The sequence below is a fragment of the Bradyrhizobium brasilense genome (genome assembly GCF_029714345.1).
Lineage (GTDB): Bacteria > Pseudomonadota > Alphaproteobacteria > Rhizobiales > Xanthobacteraceae > Bradyrhizobium > Bradyrhizobium australafricanum.
Map to the genome: position 1 here is coordinate 4,583,218 of NZ_CP121669.1, position 20,097 is coordinate 4,603,314.

Sequence of the window (20,097 nt, forward strand, 5' to 3'; positions counted from 1 at the left end):
CCTAACCCATCAAGGTTACTTGCAACATTACTCGGATACGGCGTGGCAGGAGGCCTTATGCGCAAGGTCGCCATTTTGAGTGCCGCAGCATTTTTACTGTCCGGTTGCTGGTCCGACCCGGAGGTTACGGGATCGACCAACAGCTGTGCGGCCAATCTTTACAGTCAGTACAATCCCAAGGTCATGGATCAGTGCGTCAACGCCTGCATCAAATGTGACCGCGGCAACGTGACGACCTGCACGACCTCCTGCACGCTGAAGGGCGCGCGGTAATCGATCCGCGCGTCTGATGCCAGCGAGGCTTCGTGGCGTCACGCCACCGAGCCGCCTTGCGTGGCGCGATGATCGCCTTTATCGCGTCTGGCAGTGGCGCCGTCGGCGCGCGGGACACTGAGAGCGTGGAACAGGGCGCGATGAGCGGGCTTTCCTATGTCGCGGTCGACTGGGGCACCAGCAGCTTCCGGCTCTGGCTGACGGGCGCCGGTGGCAAGGTGCTCGGTGAGCGCCGCAGCGATGAAGGCATGACCGCGGCAGCCAGGACCGGCTTTGCGGCCGTGCTGCAATCGCATCTCGATGCGCTGGGCGCGGCGGCCGACCTGCCGGTCGTGATCTGCGGCATGGCCGGCGCGCGGCAGGGCTGGGTCGAGGCCGGCTATATCGATACGCCGGCGCATCTGATGGACATCCTCAACGGCGCCGTCGTGGTCGGCGGGCAGGCGCGCGAGATCCGTATCCTGCCTGGGATCGCGCAGCGTGATACCGCCGCGCCTGACGTCATGCGCGGCGAGGAGACTCAGCTGCTGGGGGCGCTCGGCTTGAACGCGCCGGGCGAGGCGCTCGTCTGCATGCCGGGAACGCATTCCAAATGGGTGAGGGTCCGCGGCGGAACGGTCGAGCGCTTTGCGACCTTCATGACCGGAGAGTTGTTCAGCGCGGTCGCGCGCGACACCATCCTGTCGCACGCCGTCGCCGGCGCCGAGGAAGCTGTTGACGGCGATGCGTTCCGAACGGCGGTCGCGGCGGCGTTCGCCGCGCCGGCGCTGGCGGCCAATCTGCTGTTTCGCGTGCGGTCGCGCCAACTGCTGTTCGGCGGCAACGCACAGGCTGCGCGCGAGACGATCTCGGGCACGTTGATCGGCGTCGAGCTCGCGGCGGGCCTTGCGGAACGGGAGCAGGGAGCGGCGGTTACGCTGATTGCCTCGGGCCGGTTGCAGCGGCTCTATCAGACGGCGCTCGAAGCCCTTTCGATTCCGCTCAATGTCATGGATGCGGAGGAGGCGGTTTGCCGCGGCCTCGCCGGCGCAGCGGCGGCGATCTGGAAGAAGTGAGGGATCAACGCATGAGTATTCCGTTTCCGCCGATGAAGCGGCCGCTGGTCGCGATCCTGCGCGGCGTCAAGCCGGACGAGGTGCTGGGCATCGTCGGCGCGCTGCTCGACGCCGGCATGACCGCGATCGAGATTCCGCTGAACTCGCCAGAGCCGTTCCGCTCGATCGAGATCGCGGCGAAGCGCGCGCCGGCCGATGTTCTGATCGGCGCGGGCACGGTGCTGACTGCAGCCGACGTCGATCGCCTGCACGACGTCGGCGGCCGCCTCATGGTGTCGCCGAATGTCGATGTCGAGGTGCTGGCGCGTGCCCGGGACCACGCGATGATCACGATGCCAGGCGTGTTCTCGCCGACGGAAGCGCTGCTCGCCGCGCGCGCGGGCGCGTCGAGCCTGAAATTCTTTCCGGCCAGCGTGCTCGGTGCCGCCGGCATCACCGCGATCCGCGCCGTGCTGCCGCCGGATGTGATGATCGCCGCGGTCGGCGGCGTCTCGGACCAGAATTTTGCCGAGTATGTGAAGGCGGGCATTCGCGCCTTCGGTCTCGGCAGCAGCCTCTACAAGCCGGGCATGACGGGTGCGGATATTGCGGTCAGGGCAAGAGTGACGATCGAGGCGTATGACAAGGCCGTGCAGGGTACCGGCTAGGCTCGGCGCAAGCGCGCTAATCGTCCCGCCTGCCGCCGTCGATCACCCTGAACAGCGGGGCCGCCTCGCGGGGATTCTCAAGCAGCTCTTCGACCATGGCGATCGCGGCCGCGACGTATTTCCCGGTCGCGGCGTCCAGCGGTCGTTCGGCTTCGTCCGAGAGTGCAAGCTTTGCGCCTTCGAGCAGCTTGCGGGTGCGGACGGCGGACTCGTCGCCGGCGGTGAGGGCGGCGCGCGCGATCGATCGCAGCACGAACAGTTCGCCCTCCAGCCGCAGCAGGCGGTCGTTCAGCTTGCTCAGGACGGTGTTCAGGTTCCGCATGACGGGCTCTCCGGGCATTGGACCCGTCTTGCATACACGGTCATTCCTGACGAAATTCTTGTGGCGACCACGCACCATTTGGTTGGTTGAATGGCATCTCGGATCTCCTCATGTTCCCGGTGGCCCGGGCATTGCCATTTGACGGAGGCGTCCATGGCCCTAATAGAATGGCCGCGGTCCGGCGCCGCCCGGAAGGCGCGTCAGCTTCACCCATCGCGACGAGGGAATTGATATGAGGATTGCTGTCGAAACGACCGTTGCCGCGCCGATCGCGGATGTCTGGCGCGCCTATACGACGCCCGACGACATCAAGCAGTGGAACGCGGCTTCCGACGATTGGCACACGACCGCCGCGACGGTCGACCTGCGCACCGGCGGCGCCTTTTCGTCGCGGATGGAAGCCAAGGACGGCAGCATGGGGTTCGATTTCGCCGGCACCTACACCAGGGTCGAGGAGCCCCGGCTGCTCGAATATTCGTTCGGCGATCGCAGCGCGCAGGTCGCATTCACGCCGGAGACCGGCGGCGTCAAGGTGCAAGTTAGCTTCGACAGCGAGGATACCCATTCGGTCGAGCAGCAGCGCGGCGGTTGGCAGGCGATCCTGGATAACTTCAAGTGTTACGTCGAAGCCAAGCGGCGGTCCTGATCCGGCGATCGGAGGGCGGCGTGACGATGAAGCGACCGCGCGCGGCGATGCCGGCGAGCATCCGTCGCGAGCTTGATGCGACCGGTCTGATGCAGGCGTTCAACGCGCGCCCGCCGTATCAGCGCAACGACTATCTGCACTGGATCGGCCGCAGCGTGCGAACTGCAACACGGCGCAAGCGGATCGACCAGATGCTGGCGGAATTGAAAGCCGGTGGGGTGTATATGGGAATGGCGCATCGGCCGAGTAAACCAAAGTGAGACTCTCGCGGCGTGATCGCTGCGCGTCCTCATCGCTCGCTTGATGTTTTGGTCGAGCGAATCCTCATCGAAGAAGAAGGACGATTTCGGAATCGTCCATCGCGGTCCTGAAAAATATCGACGACCGACGCGCGCGCTCACAATCTTCCAGAGAAACATTCTTGGATTAAGAAATTGCGAAACGCGCTGCCGGCGCTCACGGCAAGTGTTGGAACCTGCAATCGCACGAACGGAAAGCGATCAGTCCCTCAATCGCCGCCGGAACTTTGTTCACGCACGGAGAACTACGGAATCGTTTCGTGCGCTGAATGATAAAAACGGCGAGTGATCTCACGGCACACGGCAAACATCGAAAAAGAAAGGCCTCAGCGCGTGGGCCACGCTGAGGCCAAGTAGACACTTTGGTCGTGAGGCACCGTCGCCGGCGCCTCGCTGCCTAACCTATCTTTGTTTCTGTGTTTCCAAATGGCCCATTTGGGCCATGCCGCGTGATAGCCAATTTGGGACATGCGCCGCTGGCACAAAATGTGCAAACTTGGAGCTGTCAGGATTTTGCATCACCTTCCTGGGGCTAGGGCCAGCGCCGTCCGCATGTATTTCAAGCGGACGGCGTTGTGCATTCTGGCGACCGCGCGGGCCATCGCCTGGCTGCGCTCAGGGTCAGCGGTCCACCGGCCGAATCTCGAGGTTCTCGATTTTCAGGGGCGGCATTGAGGGGACGTTCTGCTCGTTCAACGGATGCAGCGTGATCGGCGTATTCGTGCCGCCGGCGAGAACGTTGACGCCGGCGCCGTCGGCATGGGCGTAGCCGCCGGCGAGATCGTCGCTTCCAAGCCACGGCACGGGCGCGCGCCATCACCTTCCAGGTCATGGCGACTTCTTGATCTCCGATCAAAACGCCGAGGTTGCGGATGGCCGCGACATAACGACTGTCCGGCGCGCTATCGACGTGCAGCACGCAATTGAGATTGGTCACCGGACCCACGACGAACCCGGTATCGGGGCCGCCACGACACTCAAGCGTTCCGGCCTGCACCTGCTGCGCATTGGCGGCTGCGAGCGGCGCAGCGAGAACCGCCGCACCACACACAGCAGAGGCGATCGCACGGCTTGTCATACGCATGGTGCCGGACAACGCGGATCGACGCGCGATCGGCCCATGCCCCCGCGTGCGGCCTTCGTTTGTGGTTAAGAGAGCCTTAGAGATGGGTTTGATTGCTGTCGACGGTCGACGTTCGCGAGCGATCGACCAGGAAGACGACGACCAACCAACGGCGATGCTTTTTCATCGCCGTCCCGGCTGACACCTCGATGGTGGATCTATCGACGTCGAACGAGCGTGCCCGATTTCCAGGCAGGAGAGGCCGCGGGCGAAGCAAGGGAGCGGTCCTGGCACTGACGCCGGGCCGTTCGGATCATGGCGGTGAGCCCGTCCCGAAAAATTACGCCGCCGGGCTAGAAATGCATTGTCCCGGCGGCGCCTGTTCCAATCTGGGCCCGCAATCCCAGTCATGTTTGTGTCTGCAAGACAGGCGCCAAGGTTCGAGCGCCCCCGTAATCATACGGGGACTGGGGGGCCCGCGATGGATTGGTGTTGGCGGCTTGTGCGATGGCGAAGGTCCGATTGTCCGGGTGATCCAAGCCGCGATACGAGAACGGCTGATCGCCACCGATGCTCCGCCCGATCAGCTATGGTGCTCCAGCTTCCGCATCTCCTGCAGGCGAGCGAGGCAAAAATCCCGATACAACTCGTTGATGAAATCCCACATGACCTAATCCCCTTGGTCCAATGCTGGCACGCTACGCCGGGTTTGTTTCCGGCCGGCTTCGCGGCTTCTGGAAAATGGTTTCATCGAGGAGGGAGGGTGGCGATCCCGGCAGGACATCCCGCAGCGAACAAAATCAATCGCTTATCGGCAAGTGGGTTGGGCGCGTCGGAAACTCTTCCTCAACCCGTAGATGTTGTAAATTTCTCAACCACCCAAGGAGCGGAATGTCCAGATGGGAGCCTCGATTAACGACACCGCCTCCACAATCCTGTCGATCACGCTCCTTGTTCTGGGGTTCGTCGCAACGGTCCTATGGGGCCGTCCTTCGAGCGGCTCGGCGACGACGTTGAGGCCCCGTATATCTTCAAGCTGGTCGGCATCGGGCTGATCGTGTTCTTCTTGATCGCAATCACCTTCAGGCTCATCTGAACAAAACCTCTGGAGGGCGGCTCCGGGGTTAGTGGGCGGCCCGAGGATGATGGTCACCGCCCGGGCGCGCGCCAGTTCTTTCGTTGGCGCTTGCGATCGCCGCCTGACAGCGGCATCGGGTGATGTATCGGGGCCATTGCCTATGATCGCGCTGAATCGCGCACGAGAGAAGCCGCTACACTTTGGGCCACTAGCGACTGCTGTGCGACCCTTTGGTCAACAAGCGACCTTTCAATCTGTCCGTCGAAGTCGCTCTCGCTGCAGCTCGCGCGTCCGCAGGTCAGGTGCCGTACCTGATCCGCGCGTGGCGCTCGCCTTCGTCGTTGACGTCGGGCATCGAGACGCTGCCTTCGCGGCAGGAAACGTGTCCCGACGCGTCGTCAATAAAGAGTGATTCGCGAAATCGCTCCCAGCCAAATACTAGACGATCGGTCTAATTTAATGGGTCTCGGTAAAATGCAGTGATATCGGCTTTGGCGGAGTTCGGTCGCTGCCGAGCGCCGACGGATTGATCGAGACATCTTCAATAAACAGCGTCCGCCGATCTTCAATAAACAGCGTCCGCCGACTCCTTCGCGGTTGGCTGGTTTCCAACAAGAGAGGTCACGTATGGTTCGCAAGATCGCACTTGGAATGACGATCGCTCTCGCAATGGCTCTGACCGCTCCGGTGGCCATGGCCCAGCAGAAGCACCATGTCAGCTATGATACCCCGGCAACTCAGACGACATACACCCAACAACATGTCATCGATGTTGGCGATATTCCGGGACATCAAGCTCGGCTCTTCGAAATTCGGCGGATCTATGGGAACGATGCCCCCATGATCAACGGGTCGAAGTTGAAGGAGCAGTGGACGCGCGGCATGTCGGACTACATCGATAACAATGGTCCGGCCCTCATCTACAACGTCTGGATACTGGAGAATGGCGACAAGTTTTTTGTCAGGACATCTCTGGTCGCCCAAAGCAGTGGAGACGGGAAGCTTACAAACATGACATCGGGCGTCATTACTGGAGGCACAGGTAGCCTCGCCAGGATTCGTGGCATCATTAGCAGCCATGGGCCGTCCGAGCCGAAGGCCGGCGTCAATGCCAATCAGACCGACATCGACTATTGGATGGAGTGAGAAGGTCTTCGCGACAGGCGATGGTCCGGTGAGAAATTGCCGGTCCATTATGTCCGTTTCCACGATGTCTCCCCCAGTGACGATATCTGGACAACGGCGACACCAAAAACGTCATGGCGATCAAGCCGGGAGGATTCCAAATGTTGCACCTGAACAGGCCCATCGTATCGTTTCTGCTCTGCCTGCTCAGCCTCATCGCTGTGACGCGATATGCGTCCGCGGAAGTCACCAAAATCGAATTCACCTCGAAGCAGCCGTACGGTACGTTTCGCACCGGCGACTATGTGATCTGGCAGGGCATGATCCATGGCGACCTGGCGCCGCAAGAGGCCATTCCGGGCATCGACAAGGCGGCGCGCAATGAACGCGGGCGCATCGACTACGCGGCAAAGATCATTCTCATGATGCCGGCGGCTCTGCGCGCCGGCAACGGCGCATTGCTGGTGGATGTGCCCAACCGCGGTCGCGTCTACGCCGAGGCGCTCTACAACTCGCCGCGCGACGCGCCGTTTCTCTCCGGCACGCTGGAGCAGGGCACCGGCTTTCTCCAGGACCACGGTTTTGCGATCGCCGAGGTGCATTGGGAGCTCGGACAGGGCGCGGAGCTACCTTCGTTCGCCGACAGCGACGGCAAAACGCGCTACGTCGAGGGGGTAGGCTTTGCGATCGTGCGCGATGCCGCGGATTTCCTCGCGCACGCAGCCGCTGACGCCGGAGGAACGCCGAACCCGCTCAAGGGCGCTATCAGCCGCGTGCTCGCGAGCGGCAAATCCCAGGACGGACGCTTCCTGAAGACCTTTCTCTTGAACGGCTTCAACATGGTGGGCAACCGGCGCGTCTTCGACGGCATGCATGTGTTCGTCTCGGCCGCTGGCCTTCTTCCGATCCTGCAGACCGGCCTTGGGCCGAAATCGAGCGGCGAAGAGGCTCCCACCTTCGCCAATCCGGACTTTCCCGGCGTGAATGACGGGCCGTTCACGATCGGCGAGATCACCGCCAAGGTCGCGGCGCGCAGCGAGGTGCCGCCGAAGATGATGCTGGTCAACTCGACCACGGATTACTACTCGCTGCGCGCTTCGCTCGGCCGCACCGGCGCGTCCGGTACCGCGGACCAGCCGCTCCCCGCCAATGTGCGGATGTACGATGTCGCCGGCGGCTCGCATGTGGTGGTTCTAAAGGCGCCCACGTGCGCGCAATCGCCCGGCCGTCTCGATTGGGCTCCCTTGTCGCGGGCCTTGTTGCTGCATCTCGATGACTGGGTGAGCCGCAACGCCGAGCCGCCCGCCAGCGAACTGATGCCGCTCGATACCGCGAGCGGCGATCCGCCCGCGCTGCGCGCACCAACCGCGCTTTCCGCTGCCGTGATCCAGGTGCCGAAGCGCGATCAGGACGGCAACGCGCTCGGCGGCGTCCGGCTGCCTGACATCGCGGTGCCGACCGGCACCAATGGCGGACAGAACCAGCCGCAGACGTTCACCTGCATGCTGGTTGGATCCTTCTCGCCCTTCGCTGCGACGAAAGCGGAACGTGAACGCACGCCCGACACCCGTCCGTCGATCGAGGAGCGCTATCGCACCCGCGACGATTACGTGAACCGGATCCGCATCGCCGCGCGGGACCTCGTGACGCGCGGCCTCATGCTGCCGGAAGATGCCGCGGTGATCGTTCAGGAAGCCGCGTCGAGCAAACTGTTCGCACCCGCCCCTGCGAATGACGCGCCACGCTGAGGGACGCCGGGTCACGTGCGCTATCTCGACGAGTATGACGATTGTTAGTGGCACTTTCGAACCTGAGCCGGCGAAAGATGTCCGTTTCCGGGGATAAAACGGATCTCCCTGTCACGCTGGTCGATGTCTGAAAAATAGCTCGGACTGGGCCGAACCCCAAGCCTAGCCTGAGTGTAGCTCATTATGCTCCTTTAGCGGACAACCGACCCAGCCCAGCGCTTGCGGTTTTCCTCTTCAAGGCCCTTCAGCTAACGGGTGTCGGAGATCTCCATCCCGCCATAGCGATCGCCACTTGTAGAACGTCGCATCACTGATGCCGTGCTTGCGACACAGATCACCTGGCGACGACCGGCAGCATGCTGCTTCAGCACCTTGATGATCTGCTCTTCCGAGAACCTGCTCTTACGCATGGTCGTCTCTTCACTGGAGAACAGAACCGTAACTTAAAACCGGGGCGTTTCAGGGGAGCAGGTCAATCCAAGCAGGCGCCGTCACTTGCTGCTTCCTTCTCCTAGACGATCGGTCTATTATAATCTGCGTGAGCAAGACGCTGCCTCTTCGCCGCCGCGGGCGACCATCGAAAGAACTTGCCGGCACTAGCGCGACCCGTGACGCGCTGGTCCGTGCTGGTGTCGTCATGCTGACGGAGAAGGGCTATTCCGCGACGGGAATCGAGGAAGTCTTGCGTAGCGTCGGCGTGCCAAAGGGTTCGTTCTACCACTACTTTCCGAGCAAGGAAGCATTTGGAGCGGAACTGATCGACAGCTACGCTGCCTATTTTTCGCGGAAGCTCGACAGCTTCTTCCTGAACGAGCAACACCCCCCGCTGGAGAGGCTTAGGGGTTTTACCGACGATGCTGCGTTTGCCATGAAGCGCTTCCGCTATACGCGCGGCTGTTTGGTCGGCAATCTTGGCCAGGAGATGGGCGCGCTTCCACAATCTTTTCGTCAGCAACTATTCGCTGTGTTCATCGACTGGCAGCAGCGCACAGCCAAGTGCTTGAGGTCTGCTCAAACCATGGGTGCGATCTCTTCCAGCCACGATTGCGATTGGCTTGCCGAATTCTTCTGGATCGGCTGGGAGGGCGCGGTCCTGCGCGCCAAACTCGAGCGCCGTTCCGAGCCGCTTCAGTCCTTCTCGAACGGTTTTTTCAAGCTCCTCAGTAAATGAGCCTTTTGTCATGGGTCGTTCAATATCAAACAATCGTTTCGCTATGCGGAATTGGTTCGGGGATTTGGTGCAACATTTGGCGTCAAACAGCTGCATTGATCGGCATCTGTTCTACACAAAGCATGAATTAGCTTTGCACCGCAAACCAGCTAAAAGCCTTTGATATCCAAGGAATTTTGGCCTCTGAAATCTGGCGATCCCGGCAGGATTCGAACCTGCAACCCGCGGAGTAGAAATCCGCTACTCTATCCAGTTGAGCTACGGGACCGTGGCGGCCTTGTAGCATCGCCAATATGAAAAATCCGCCTTTCCGCCAAGTCCGTCCGAACCGATTTTTGTGGTCGAACGACAAAGGCGAGCAGGGCGCCCGCCCTGCGTTGGCCTGTCCAGCCCGCCGAGCCGCACGACGCTGCCGCCGGGGCTGGTCAAAGGAATGTCGGCAATGCGATCTGCGACGTTTTCGTCCGTTCATGTCCGCGCCTTCACTCCGTCACCTTTTCGCGCACGTTTGGCCCCAACGCGGCGATCGACCGCGGGGCGTTCAGGAGCTCCATCATGATCGGATTGGTTCGTGCCGCCACGATATGCGCCACGCTGCTGCTCGCCCTGGTGGGCGCCCAGGCCGCGGACAAGGCCTTCAAGCGCGACGATCTCGCCGATTCCGCGATCAAGCTGGAAGGCCAGATCAAGAGCGAGGCCGGCGCGGTCAACAAATCGGCCGCGACCCTGCGCACCGACGCCGACACCGCCTTCAAGCGCAATGATTTCCGCGGCGGGCTGCAGATCCTCGGCCAGATCGCGGCGACCACGCCGGAGGACGGCGCCAACTGGCTGCGCCTCGCCAGGACGATCTTCCAGATCCGCTCGGCGAGCTCCAGCGAACAGACGTTCCTGATGGAGCGCGCCTCCACTGCCGCCTACATCGCCTATCAGCGCGCCGGCAATGCGGGCGAGGAGGCGGACGCGCTGGCCGTGCTCGGCAAAGCGCTTGCCGAGCGCAAGCTGTGGCGCCCGGCGCTGGACAGCTTGCGGCTGTCGCTCGACATGCGCGAGGTCGCCGATGTCCGCGGCCAGTACGAGAAGATGCGCGACGAGCACGGTTTCCGGCTGCTCGATTATACCGTCGATTCCGACGCCGCCTCGCCGCGGGCCTGCTTCCAGTTCTCGGAAGAGCTCGCCAAGCGCGTCGACTTCGCGCCGTATCTCGCGCTCGCCGGCACCGACAAGCCGGCCTTGTCGGCGGAAGGCCAGCAGCTCTGCGTCGACGGGCTGAAGCACGGCGAGCGCTACAACATCAATCTGCGCGCCGGCCTGCCGTCGACCGTCAAGGAGACCCTGCCGAAATCGGCCGAGTTCAACATCTATGTCCGCGACCGCAAGCCGTTCGTGCGGTTCACCGGGCGGGCCTATGTGCTGCCGCGGACCGGACAGCGCGGTATCCCGGTGGTCAGCGTCAACACGCCGGCGGTGAAGGTCGACGTCTTCCGGATCGGTGACCGCAACCTGATCAACACGGTGATCGACAGCGACTTCCAGAGCACGCTGAGCCGCTACCAGCTCTCCGATCTCGGTGACCAGCGCGGCGTCAAGGTGTGGTCCGGCGAGCTTGCGACAGCGACCACGCTGAACCAGGACGTCGTCACGGCGTTTCCGGTCGACCAGGCGCTCGGCGACCTGCAACCCGGTGTCTATGTCATGACCGCCGCGGCCAAGGGGCCGGGCACCGACGACGACGGCACGCTGGCGACGCAATGGTTCATCGTCTCGGACATGGGCCTGTCGGCCTTCTCCGGCAATGACGGTATCCACGTCTTCGTCAACTCGCTGGCTTCGACCGAACCGGTCGCTAACGCCGACGTGAAGCTGGTCGCCCGCAACAACGAGATCCTGGCCACCCGCAAGACCGATGCGGCCGGCCACGTGCTGTTCGAGCAAGGCCTGGCCCGCGGCGAGGGCGGGTTGTCGCCGGCGCTGCTGACGGTCACGGGCGAGAAGGCCGACTACGCCTTCCTGAGCCTGAAGACCAATGCGTTCGACCTCACCGACCGCGGCGTCGCGGGCCGGGCGATCCCGGCCGGCGCGGACGCCTTCGTCTACGCCGAGCGTGGCGTCTACCGCTCCAACGAGACCGTCTATCTGACCGCGCTGCTGCGCGACGGGCAGGGCAACGCCCTGACCGGGACGCCGCTGACCATGGTGATCGAGCGCCCCGACGGCGTCGAATTCCGCCGCGCCGTGCTACCCGACCAGGGGGCCGGCGGCCGGATGCTGGCGGTGGCGCTCAATTCGGCGGTGCCGACCGGTACCTGGCGCGCCCGGGTCTTCACCGACCCGAAGGGCTCGTCGGTCGGCGAGACCACCTTCATGGTCGAGGATTACATCCCCGAACGGGTCGAATTCGATCTGACCAGCAAGGAGACGGTGATCAAAGCTGAAGTTCCAGTGGAACTTCAGGTCTCCGGCCACTTCCTCTACGGCGCGCCGGCCTCGGGCCTGCAGCTCGAGGGCGATATGCTGGTGGCGCCCGCGACGAACGGCCGGCCCGGTTATGCCGGCTATCAGTTCGGCGTCGACGATGAGCAAACCGCGAGCAACGAGCGGACCCCGATCGAGGATCTGCCGGAGGCCGATGCCAACGGCGCCGCCACGTTCCCGGTGAAGCTTGAGAAGGTGCCGACTTCGACGCGGCCACAGGAAGCCCAGATCTACATCCGCATGGCCGAGACCGGCGGACGCTCGGTGGAGCGCAAGATCGTGCTGCCGGTGGCCCCTGGCGCCTCGCTGATCGGCGTCAAGCCGCTGTTCGGAGACAAGAGCGTGGCCGAGGGCGACAAGGCCGAGTTCGACGTCGTGTTCGTCGCGCCGGACGGCAAGCAGCTGCCGCGCAACGGGCTGCGCTACGAGCTGTTGAAGCTGGAGTCGCGCTACCAGTGGTACCGGCAGAATTCGTCCTGGCAGTATGAGCCGGTCAAGTCGACCCGCCGCGTTGCCGATGGCGACGTCAACCTTGCCGCCGACAAGCCGATGCGCCTGACCTTCCAGCCGCAGCCCGGTCGCTACCGGCTCGACGTGAAATCGACCGACGCCGACGGCCCCGTCACCTCGGTGCAGTTCGACGTCGGCTGGTATTCCGACGGCAGCGCCGACACGCCCGATCTATTGGAAACCTCGATCGACAAGCCGCAATATGCCTCGGGCGACACCATGACCGTGTCGGTCAATGCGCGCACATCAGGCAAGCTGACGGTCTATGTGCTCGGCGACCGGTTGTTGACCACCCAAAGCGTCGACGTCACGGAGGGCACCCAGCAGGTCAAGCTTGCGGTCGGCAAGGACTGGGGCACCGGCGCGTATGTCATGACGACGTTGCGCCGTCCGCTCGATGCCGCCGCCGGGCGCATGCCCGGCCGCGCGATCGGACTGAAATGGTTTGGCATCGACAAGAAGGCGCGCACGCTTGCCGTCGAGCTTTCGCCGCCCGCGTTGGTGCGGCCGGGCTCGACGCTGAAGATCCCGGTCAAGCTCGGCGGGCTCAATCCCGGCGAGGATGCCAAGGTGGTGCTGGCCGCGGTCGATGTCGGCATTCTCAATTTGACCAATTACAAGCCGCCGGCGCCGGATGATTACTATCTCGGCCAGCGCCGCCTGACCGCCGAGATCCGCGACCTCTACGGCCAGCTGATCGACGGCATGCAGGGCACCCGCGGCCAGATCCGCAGCGGCGGCGACTCCGCCGGCGCCGAGCTGCAGGGCTCGCCGCCGACGCAGAGGCCGCTCGCGCTCTATTCAGGCATCGTCACGGTCGGGGCTGACGGGACTGCCGAGGTGAGCTTCGACATCCCGGAATTCGCCGGCACCGCGCGGGTGATGGCGGTGGCGTGGAGCGCAACCAAGGTTGGCCGCGCGAATGTCGACGTGATCGTGCGCGATCCCGTGGTGGTGACCGCGACATTGCCGCGCTTCCTGCTGACCGGTGACAAGGGCACCATCAGCATGGATATCGACAATGTCGAAGGCGCAGCCGGCAACTACGCCATCAGCGTCAAGGCGAGCGGCCCGATCAAGGCTTCGGGCAATTCGACCACGACGGTGAAGCTCGCCGCCAAGCAGCGCTCCTCGCTGTCGCTGGGTCTTGAGGCCGGCGGCGCCGGACGTGCCGAGTTCGACGTCGACATCTCCGGGCCGAACGGGCTGACGCTGGCGCGGCATTATGCGCTCGACGTCAAGCCGGCGACGCAAGTCCTGGCGCGCCGCTCGATCCGCACGCTGGCGAAGGGCGAGAGCCTGACACTGACCTCGGACATGTTCTCCGATCTCGTGCCGGGCACCGGCAGCGTGTCGGTCTCGGCGAGCCTGTCGACCGCGCTCGATGCCGCGAGCATTCTGAAGGCGCTCGATCGCTATCCCTATGGCTGCTCCGAGCAGATCACGAGCCGCGCGCTGCCGCTGCTCTATGTCAATGATCTCGCCGCCGGCGCCCATCTCGCGATGGATACCGCGGTCGACCAGCGCATCCGCGACGCGATCGAACGGCTCCTCGCTCGACAAGGGTCCAACGGCTCGTTTGGTCTGTGGTCGGCGGGCGGCGACGATGCCTGGCTCGATGCCTACGTCACAGACTTCCTGACCCGGGCCCGCGAAAAGGGCTTTGCGGTGCCGGACGTGCTGTTCAAGAACGCGCTCGACCGCGTCAGGAACTCGGTGGTCAATGCCAACGAGCCGGAGAAGGACGGCGGCCGCGATCTGGCCTACGGCCTCTACGTGCTCGCGCGCAACGGCGCAGCACCGATCGGTGATCTGCGCTATCTCGCCGACACCAAGCTGAACAACCTGGCGACGCCGATCTCCAAGGCCCAGCTTGCCGCGGCGCTCGCGCTGGTCGGCGACAAGGCGAGGGCCGAGCGGGTCTATGGTGCCGCGCTCGATGCGCTGAACCCGAAACCCGTGATCGAGTTCGGCCGGGTCGACTACGGCTCGGCGCTGCGCGATGCGGCGGCGCTGGTCTCGCTCGCCGGCGAGGGCAATGCACCGCGCACCACGCTGACCCAGGCCGTGCTGCGGGTCGAGGCGGCGCGGGGACTGTCGCCCTACACCTCGACGCAGGAAAATGCGTGGATGGTGCTGGCGGCGCGGGCGCTCGCAAAGGAAACGCTGGCCCTCGACATCAATGGCCAGCCGGTCAAGACTGCGGTCTATCGCAGCTACAAGGCCGAGGAGATGACCGGCCAGCCGCTCAGGATCACCAATACCGGAGACGCACCGGTGCAGGCGGTGATCTCGGTGTCGGGCTCGCCGGTCACGCCGGAGCCGGCGGCCTCCAACGGTTTCAAGATCGAGCGCAGCTATTTCACGCTCGACGGCAAGCCGGCCGATGTCACCAAGGCGAAACAGAATGACCGCTTCGCGGTTGTCCTGAAGGTCACGGAAGCAAAACCGGAGTTTGGGCACATCATGGTGGCCGACTATCTGCCGGCCGGGCTCGAGATCGACAACCCGAACCTGGTGTCGTCGGGCGACTCCGGTACGCTCGCGTGGATCGAGGACGGCGTCGAGCCGAAGAACACCGAGTTCCGCGATGACCGCTTCACGGCGGCGATCGATCGGGGCGCCAACGACAAAGCGGTGTTTACGGTCGCCTATGTCGTGCGCGCGGTGTCGCCGGGCAAATATGTGCTGCCGCAGTCCTATGTCGAGGACATGTACAATCCCTCGCGCTATGGCCGCAGCGGAACCGGCGCGGTCGAGGTGAAGCCGGCGAAATGAGTGAGAGGGCGAACCAGCAACGATCGTCATGGCCGGGCTTGACCCGGCCATCCTTGCAAGTGTCCGCAGGAACGAAAGACGTGGATGCCCGGGTCAAGCCCGGGCATGACAAGCGCAGCGGGCGGCTGGCGCTCCGCGTCGCGGCCGCAATGGCCGTCGCGCTTATTGCGATCATCGGCGCCTTCGCCGCCTGGATCGTTTCGCTCGGGCCGCTGCCGCTCGACAAGGCCCGGCAGGTCTCAACCACGGTGATCGATCGCAACGGCAAGCTGCTCCGCGCCTATGCGATGGCGGACGGGCGCTGGCGGCTGCTGGTCGACGCGAAGGCGTCGGTCGATCCCACCTATCTGAAGCTGTTGTTCGCCTATGAGGACAAGCGCTTCTATGAGCATCACGGCATCGATCCGCTGGCGCTGTCGCGCGCCGCATTCCAGCTGCTCACCAGCGGCCATATCGTCTCGGGCGGTTCGACGATCACGATGCAACTGGCGCGGCTGATCGAGCCGCGTCACCAGCGCTCGGTCTACGCAAAACTGCGGCAGATGGTGCGCGCGGTCGAACTGGAGCGGCAGCTCTCGAAAGACCAGATCCTCGATCTCTATCTCGCGCTGGCACCGTTCGGCGGCAATCTCGAGGGCGTCCGCGCCGCCTCGATCGCCTATTTCGGCAAGGAGCCGAAGCGGCTGTCGCTCGCCGAAGCCGCGCTGCTGGTAGCGCTGCCGCAATCGCCGGAGCGGCGGCGGCTCGACCGTTACCCGGACGCGGCCCACGCCGCCCGCGACCGCGTGCTCGAGCGCATGGTCGAGGATGGCGTCGTGTCGAAGGACGATGCCGTGCAAGCCACGGCGACGGCGGTGCCGAAGATGCGCAAGCAGATTCCCATCCTGGCGCCGCATTCGTCCGATCAGGCGATCGCGACGATGAAGGATGCGCCCGTCATCAAGCTGACGCTCGACGCCACGCTGCAGCGGAATCTGGAGGCGCTGGCGCGCGACCGCGCCATTGCGCAGGGGCCCGATGTCTCGGTTGCGATCGTCGTGGTCGACAATGAGACGGGCGACGTGCTCGCGCGCGTCGGCTCGGCGGATTATTTCGACGAGCGGCGGGCCGGGCAGGTCGATATGACGCGCGCGGTGCGCTCGCCGGGCTCGACCTTGAAGCCGTTCATCTATGGCCTTGCCTTCGAGGATGGCTTTGTTCATCCCGACAGCCTGATCGAGGATCGGCCGATCCGCTTCGGCACCTACGCGCCGGAGAATTTCGACATGACGTTCCAGGGTACGGTGCCGATCCGCAAGGCGCTGCAATTGTCGCTGAACGTGCCGGCGATCGCGCTGCTCGACCGGGTCGGTGCCAGCCGGTTGTCGTCGCGGCTGAAGCAGGCCGGCACCAGTCTCGTGCTGCCGAAGGACGAGGCGCCGGGCCTTGCGATGGGTCTCGGCGGTGTCGGCATCACGTTGCAGGATCTCGCTCAGCTCTATTCCGGCCTGGCACGGCTCGGCGCGACTAAACCGTTGCGCGAGATCATGCAGGAGAATGACAGCCGCGACACGATGCGGCTGATGGATCAGGCTGCGGCCTGGCAGGTCGGCAACGTCCTGCTCGGCACGCCGCCGCCGGAGAACGGCGCGCACAACCGGATCGCGTTCAAGACCGGCACCAGCTACGGCTATCGCGATGCCTGGTCGGTCGGCTTCGACGGCCGCGTCACGATCGGCGTCTGGGTCGGCCGTCCCGACGGCGCGCCGGTGCCGGGTCTGGTTGGCCGCACCGCCGCGGCGCCGATCCTGTTCGACGCCTTTGCACGCACCGGCAAAATCCCGGCGGCATTGCCGAAGCCGCCACGCGGCGTGCTGGTCGCATCCAACGCGAAACTGCCGCCGCCGCTGCGCCGCTTCCGGCCGCTCGGCGAGCTGGTCCGTAGCGGCAACGACCAGGCCCCGCACATCCAGTTTCCGCTGAACGGCTCGCGCATCGACGTCGATCTATCCGACGGCGGCCGCAATGCCGCCCTGCCGGTCAAGGTCGCCGGCGGGGTGCTGCCGCTGACGGTGCTTGTGAATGGTGTCTCAGCCGGGGACATCGACAGCCGGCGCCAGCGCCTGATCGAGCCGCCCGGGCCGGGCTTTGCGCGGCTCACCGTGATCGACGCCACGGGGGCCGCGGATACCGTTGTGATCCGCGTGCAATGATCGCACGGGAAAGCGGATCGGCAGGGTCGGAAAGCGGAACAGCACAGTTGTTTGCGGTGCGGTTTCATCGTATGCGAAACCCATGGTGGATGGCCTCCAACCCCGGCGCTTCGGAGCAGGGCAACAGTCTGTAAAACCTGCGCATTCGAGCCGCAGGCTGTTCATGGCGTTCGAGTTCGCAACGGCCAGCCAATGGCGTTCGATCCTGTTCCTGACGCTGACCTGCCTGGTGCTGTTCCTGCCGGGGTTCTTCACCATCCCGCCGATCGACCGTGACGAGGTCCGCTTTGCCCAGGCGACCAAGCAGATGGTCGAGAGTGGCGATTTCGTCGACATCCGCTTCCAGGACGACGTCCGTTACAAGAAACCGGTTGGCATCTACTGGATGCAGGCGGCTGCGCTGAAGACCGTCTCCGCGCTCGGGGTGCCGCGCGCCCAGGTCCGCATCTGGGTGTACCGCCTGCCGTCCCTGATCGGCGCCATCGGCGCCGTTTTGCTGACCTATTGGACGGCGCTGGCCTTCGTGACGCGGCAGGGAGCCGTGCTGGCCGCCCTGATGATGGCAAGCTGCGTGTTGCTCGGGGTCGAAGCGCGGCTCGCCAAGACCGACGCGATGCTGCTGCTGACCGTCACCGCGGCGATGGGCGCGATGGCGCGAGTCTATCTGTCGTGGCAGCGCGGCGAGGATCCCGCACACCCGTCATGGGGCCCGCCCGCGGTCTTCTGGACAGCACTGGCGGTCGGCATCCTGCTCAAGGGGCCGCTGATCCTGATGTTCGTCGGCCTTGCGATGGCGGGGCTTGCGATTCTCGATCGGTCGGCGGCCTGGTTCTGGCGCATGCGCCCGGTCTGGGGCCTGATGTGGACCCTGGTGCTGGTGCTGCCGTGGTTCGTGCTGATCTTCCTGCGCGCCGGCGAGACCTTCTTTGCCGACTCGGTCGGCGGCGACATGCTGAGCAAGCTCGGTGCGCAGGAATCCCATGGCGCGCCGCCTGGAATCTATCTGCTGCTGTTCTGGATCACGTTCTGGCCCGGTGCGCCGCTCGCCGGCATGGCGGCGCCTGCGATCTGGCGGGCGCGGCGCGAGCCCGGTGCGCAGTTCCTGCTGGCCTGGCTGATCCCGTCCTGGATTGTGTTCGAGGCGGTGCTGACCAAGCTGCCGCACTACGTGCTGCCGCTTTATCCGGCAATCGCGATCCTGACCGTCGGCGCGCTGGAGCGGCGCGTGCTGTCGCGCTCGCCCTGGCTGTTGCGGGGCGCCGCCTGGTGGTTCGCCATCCCCGCATTCGGCGCGGTGCTGGTGATCGTCGGCGCCATCAAGGCGATCCATCAGCCGGTGTTTCCGGCCTGGCCGTTGTTCGCCGTCGCGATGGTGTTCGGCCTGATCGCGTGGTGGCTGTTCGAGGACAGCCGCGCCGAGCGCTCGCTGCTCAATGCGGTGATTGCCGCGGCGCTGATGGCAGCCGGCACCTATGGCGTGGTGCTGCCGCGGCTCACCACCGTATTTCCGAGCCAGGAGGTCGCACGCGCCTTGCGCAACGTGACCTGCGTCGGCCCGAAGGCGGCAGCCGCCGGCTTCCACGAGCCGAGCCTCGTGTTCATGACCGATACCTCGACGCTGCTCACCGACGGATCGGGCGCCGCGGATTTCCTCAGGCAGGGCTCCTGCCGCTTCGCGCTGGTCGAACAGCGCTCGGAGCGCGCCTTCGTGCAGCGCGCCGAGGCGATCGGCCTGCGCTACAACGCGCCGGTGCGCGTCGAGGGCTACAACATCTCGCAGGGCAAGGCGGTCTCGATCGCGATCTTCCGTTCCGAAGGGACGGAATGACATGCCGGCGCTGCCAGCCCCCCCGGAATCCGCCAACTATTTCGGACGATTGCTGACGCTGGTTTGGCTGTCCTTTGCCCAGCTCGTGCGGGCGCCGTCGCATTCGCGCCGCGCCGAGGCGGCGCGCCGCTCCGCGCGCCACGGACTTTTGCTCGTCGTCATCGTCGGCGCCGTGATCATCACGCTGATGTATGCGTTCGATGTCACCGAGATCAGTCTGATGCCGCCACGCGGCACGCCGGGTCTGTGGTGGGTGAAGACGCTCACCGATTTCGGCAAGGACGAGTATGTGCTGTGCGCGCTTGGCCTGCTGCTGATCGTGGTCGCGCTGGCGGCGCCTGCGCTGCGCGGCGTGCCGCGCGCCACCTTGCTTGGCTTCGGGACAAGGCTGCAATACCTGTTTCTGTCGGTCGTGCTCTCGGTCGCTGTCGGCGAATTGATCAAGTGGATCGTCGGCCGCGGGCGGCCCTTTGTCGGCGGCAAGGCCAATGCCTTCAACTTCCAGCATTTCGCCGGCACCGAGGCCTATTCGAGCTTTCCGTCGGGACATTCGATTACGGCGTTCGCACTTGCCTTTGCGGTTTCCGCGGTGTGGCCGGGCGCGCGGTTCGCGATGCTGGTCTATGCGCTGGTCATCGCCGCGACCCGGCTCGTGCTGCTGGCGCATCATCCGAGCGACGTGGTGGCCGGCGCGCTGGTCGGGGTGATCGGCGCAATGGTCGTGCGCTACTGGTTCGCCGCCCGCCGCCTTGGTTTTGCCATTCATCGCGACGGCACTGTGGTGGCGCTGTCAGGACCGTCGGACGGGCGTCTCAAAAGGGTTGCGAGGAGCGCCTTCGCCCCATAAAAGCGGTCGCCCGACGGCCGGATCGGGCTGGTTCCATCGC

14 protein-coding genes, 1 tRNA gene and 2 pseudogenes are annotated in these 20,097 nt (G+C 64.7%); 12 read left to right on the forward strand and 5 right to left on the reverse strand.

Translation table 11 applies throughout. The features are described 5' to 3' along the window. Positions 1 to 57: 57 nt before the first annotated feature. The 3 genes from QA635_RS21555 to QA635_RS21565 all read left to right on the forward strand — a co-directional run bounded on the left by QA635_RS21555 (position 58) and on the right by QA635_RS21565 (position 1,975). Positions 58 to 273 carry a hypothetical protein gene (locus tag QA635_RS21555; protein WP_026192800.1) on the forward strand — a complete coding sequence of 72 codons (216 nt, stop codon included), beginning with the start codon at positions 58 to 60 and terminating at the stop codon, positions 271 to 273. A gap of 140 nt (positions 274 to 413) precedes the next feature. Continuing rightward, on the forward strand, positions 414 to 1,328 hold the full coding sequence (locus QA635_RS21560; protein ID WP_283061364.1) for a 2-dehydro-3-deoxygalactonokinase: 915 nt from the start codon (positions 414 to 416) through the stop codon (positions 1,326 to 1,328). Positions 1,329 to 1,339: 11 nt separating this feature from the next. Then, positions 1,340 to 1,975: a 2-dehydro-3-deoxy-6-phosphogalactonate aldolase gene (locus QA635_RS21565; RefSeq protein ID WP_283061365.1), complete on the forward strand. Its 636-nt coding sequence runs from the start codon at positions 1,340 to 1,342 to the stop codon at positions 1,973 to 1,975. Between the two features lie 16 nt (positions 1,976 to 1,991). Here QA635_RS21565 and QA635_RS21570 read toward each other — a convergent pair whose 3' ends face one another. Further along, entirely contained in the window at positions 1,992 to 2,297 is a 306-nt protein-coding gene (locus QA635_RS21570) for a hypothetical protein (protein WP_026192799.1), read from the reverse strand. Between the two features lie 232 nt (positions 2,298 to 2,529). Between QA635_RS21570 and QA635_RS21575 the strand changes: the two genes are divergently transcribed. Together QA635_RS21575 and QA635_RS21580 are read left to right on the forward strand one after the other, a co-directional pair. Continuing rightward, positions 2,530 to 2,943 (forward strand): SRPBCC family protein, encoded by a 414-nt coding sequence (locus QA635_RS21575; protein ID WP_283061367.1) that lies wholly within the window; start codon positions 2,530 to 2,532, stop codon positions 2,941 to 2,943. 26 nt (positions 2,944 to 2,969) lie between these two features. After that, entirely contained in the window at positions 2,970 to 3,203 is a 234-nt protein-coding gene (locus tag QA635_RS21580; protein WP_341850442.1) for a YdeI/OmpD-associated family protein, read from the forward strand. Between the two features lie 660 nt (positions 3,204 to 3,863). Here QA635_RS21580 and QA635_RS21585 read toward each other — a convergent pair. Together QA635_RS21585 and QA635_RS21590 are read right to left on the reverse strand one after the other, a co-directional pair. Next, complete coding sequence (locus QA635_RS21585; RefSeq protein ID WP_283072184.1) at positions 3,864 to 4,046, reverse strand: hypothetical protein; 183 nt, start codon at positions 4,044 to 4,046, stop codon at positions 3,864 to 3,866. Positions 4,047 to 4,098: 52 nt separating this feature from the next. Beyond that, positions 4,099 to 4,326 (reverse strand): annotated as a pseudogene (locus QA635_RS21590) (DUF992 domain-containing protein); the annotation flags it as partial. 1,684 nt (positions 4,327 to 6,010) lie between these two features. Here QA635_RS21590 and QA635_RS21595 point away from each other — a divergent pair. Beyond that, complete coding sequence (locus QA635_RS21595; RefSeq protein WP_253592013.1) at positions 6,011 to 6,529, forward strand: hypothetical protein; 519 nt, start codon at positions 6,011 to 6,013, stop codon at positions 6,527 to 6,529. Between the two features lie 140 nt (positions 6,530 to 6,669). Then, a complete protein-coding gene (locus tag QA635_RS21600; RefSeq protein WP_283061370.1) occupies positions 6,670 to 8,256 on the forward strand; it encodes an alpha/beta hydrolase domain-containing protein in 1,587 nt (528 codons plus the stop codon). Positions 8,257 to 8,507: 251 nt separating this feature from the next. On the opposite strand, the pseudogene QA635_RS21605 reads toward QA635_RS21600, so the two are convergent. Next, a pseudogene (locus QA635_RS21605) lies at positions 8,508 to 8,666 on the reverse strand (transposase); the annotation flags it as partial. Between the two features lie 128 nt (positions 8,667 to 8,794). Between QA635_RS21605 and acuR the strand changes: the two are divergent. Further along, on the forward strand, positions 8,795 to 9,427 hold the full coding sequence (acuR, locus tag QA635_RS21610) for an acrylate utilization transcriptional regulator AcuR (protein ID WP_283061371.1): 633 nt from the start codon (positions 8,795 to 8,797) through the stop codon (positions 9,425 to 9,427). 191 nt (positions 9,428 to 9,618) lie between these two features. On the opposite strand, the gene QA635_RS21615 is transcribed toward acuR, so the two are convergent. Next, positions 9,619 to 9,695: transfer RNA gene (locus QA635_RS21615), tRNA-Arg, on the reverse strand. A gap of 287 nt (positions 9,696 to 9,982) precedes the next feature. Here QA635_RS21615 and QA635_RS21620 point away from each other — a divergent pair. From QA635_RS21620 to QA635_RS21635, 4 genes are all read left to right on the forward strand, one after another. Continuing rightward, positions 9,983 to 15,190, forward strand: coding sequence for an alpha-2-macroglobulin family protein (locus QA635_RS21620; protein WP_283061372.1), 5,208 nt, complete (start codon positions 9,983 to 9,985; stop codon positions 15,188 to 15,190). An 80-nt stretch (positions 15,191 to 15,270) separates the two neighbouring features. Then, entirely contained in the window at positions 15,271 to 17,382 is a 2,112-nt protein-coding gene (gene pbpC, locus QA635_RS21625; RefSeq protein ID WP_283061373.1) for a penicillin-binding protein 1C, read from the forward strand. A gap of 82 nt (positions 17,383 to 17,464) precedes the next feature. Continuing rightward, positions 17,465 to 19,210 carry an ArnT family glycosyltransferase gene (locus QA635_RS21630; RefSeq protein ID WP_425249043.1) on the forward strand — a complete coding sequence of 582 codons (1,746 nt, stop codon included), beginning with the start codon at positions 17,465 to 17,467 and terminating at the stop codon, positions 19,208 to 19,210. A gap of 10 nt (positions 19,211 to 19,220) precedes the next feature. After that, positions 19,221 to 20,057, forward strand: coding sequence for a phosphatase PAP2 family protein (locus QA635_RS21635; RefSeq protein WP_425249199.1), 837 nt, complete (start codon positions 19,221 to 19,223; stop codon positions 20,055 to 20,057). Positions 20,058 to 20,097 lie beyond the last annotated feature (40 nt).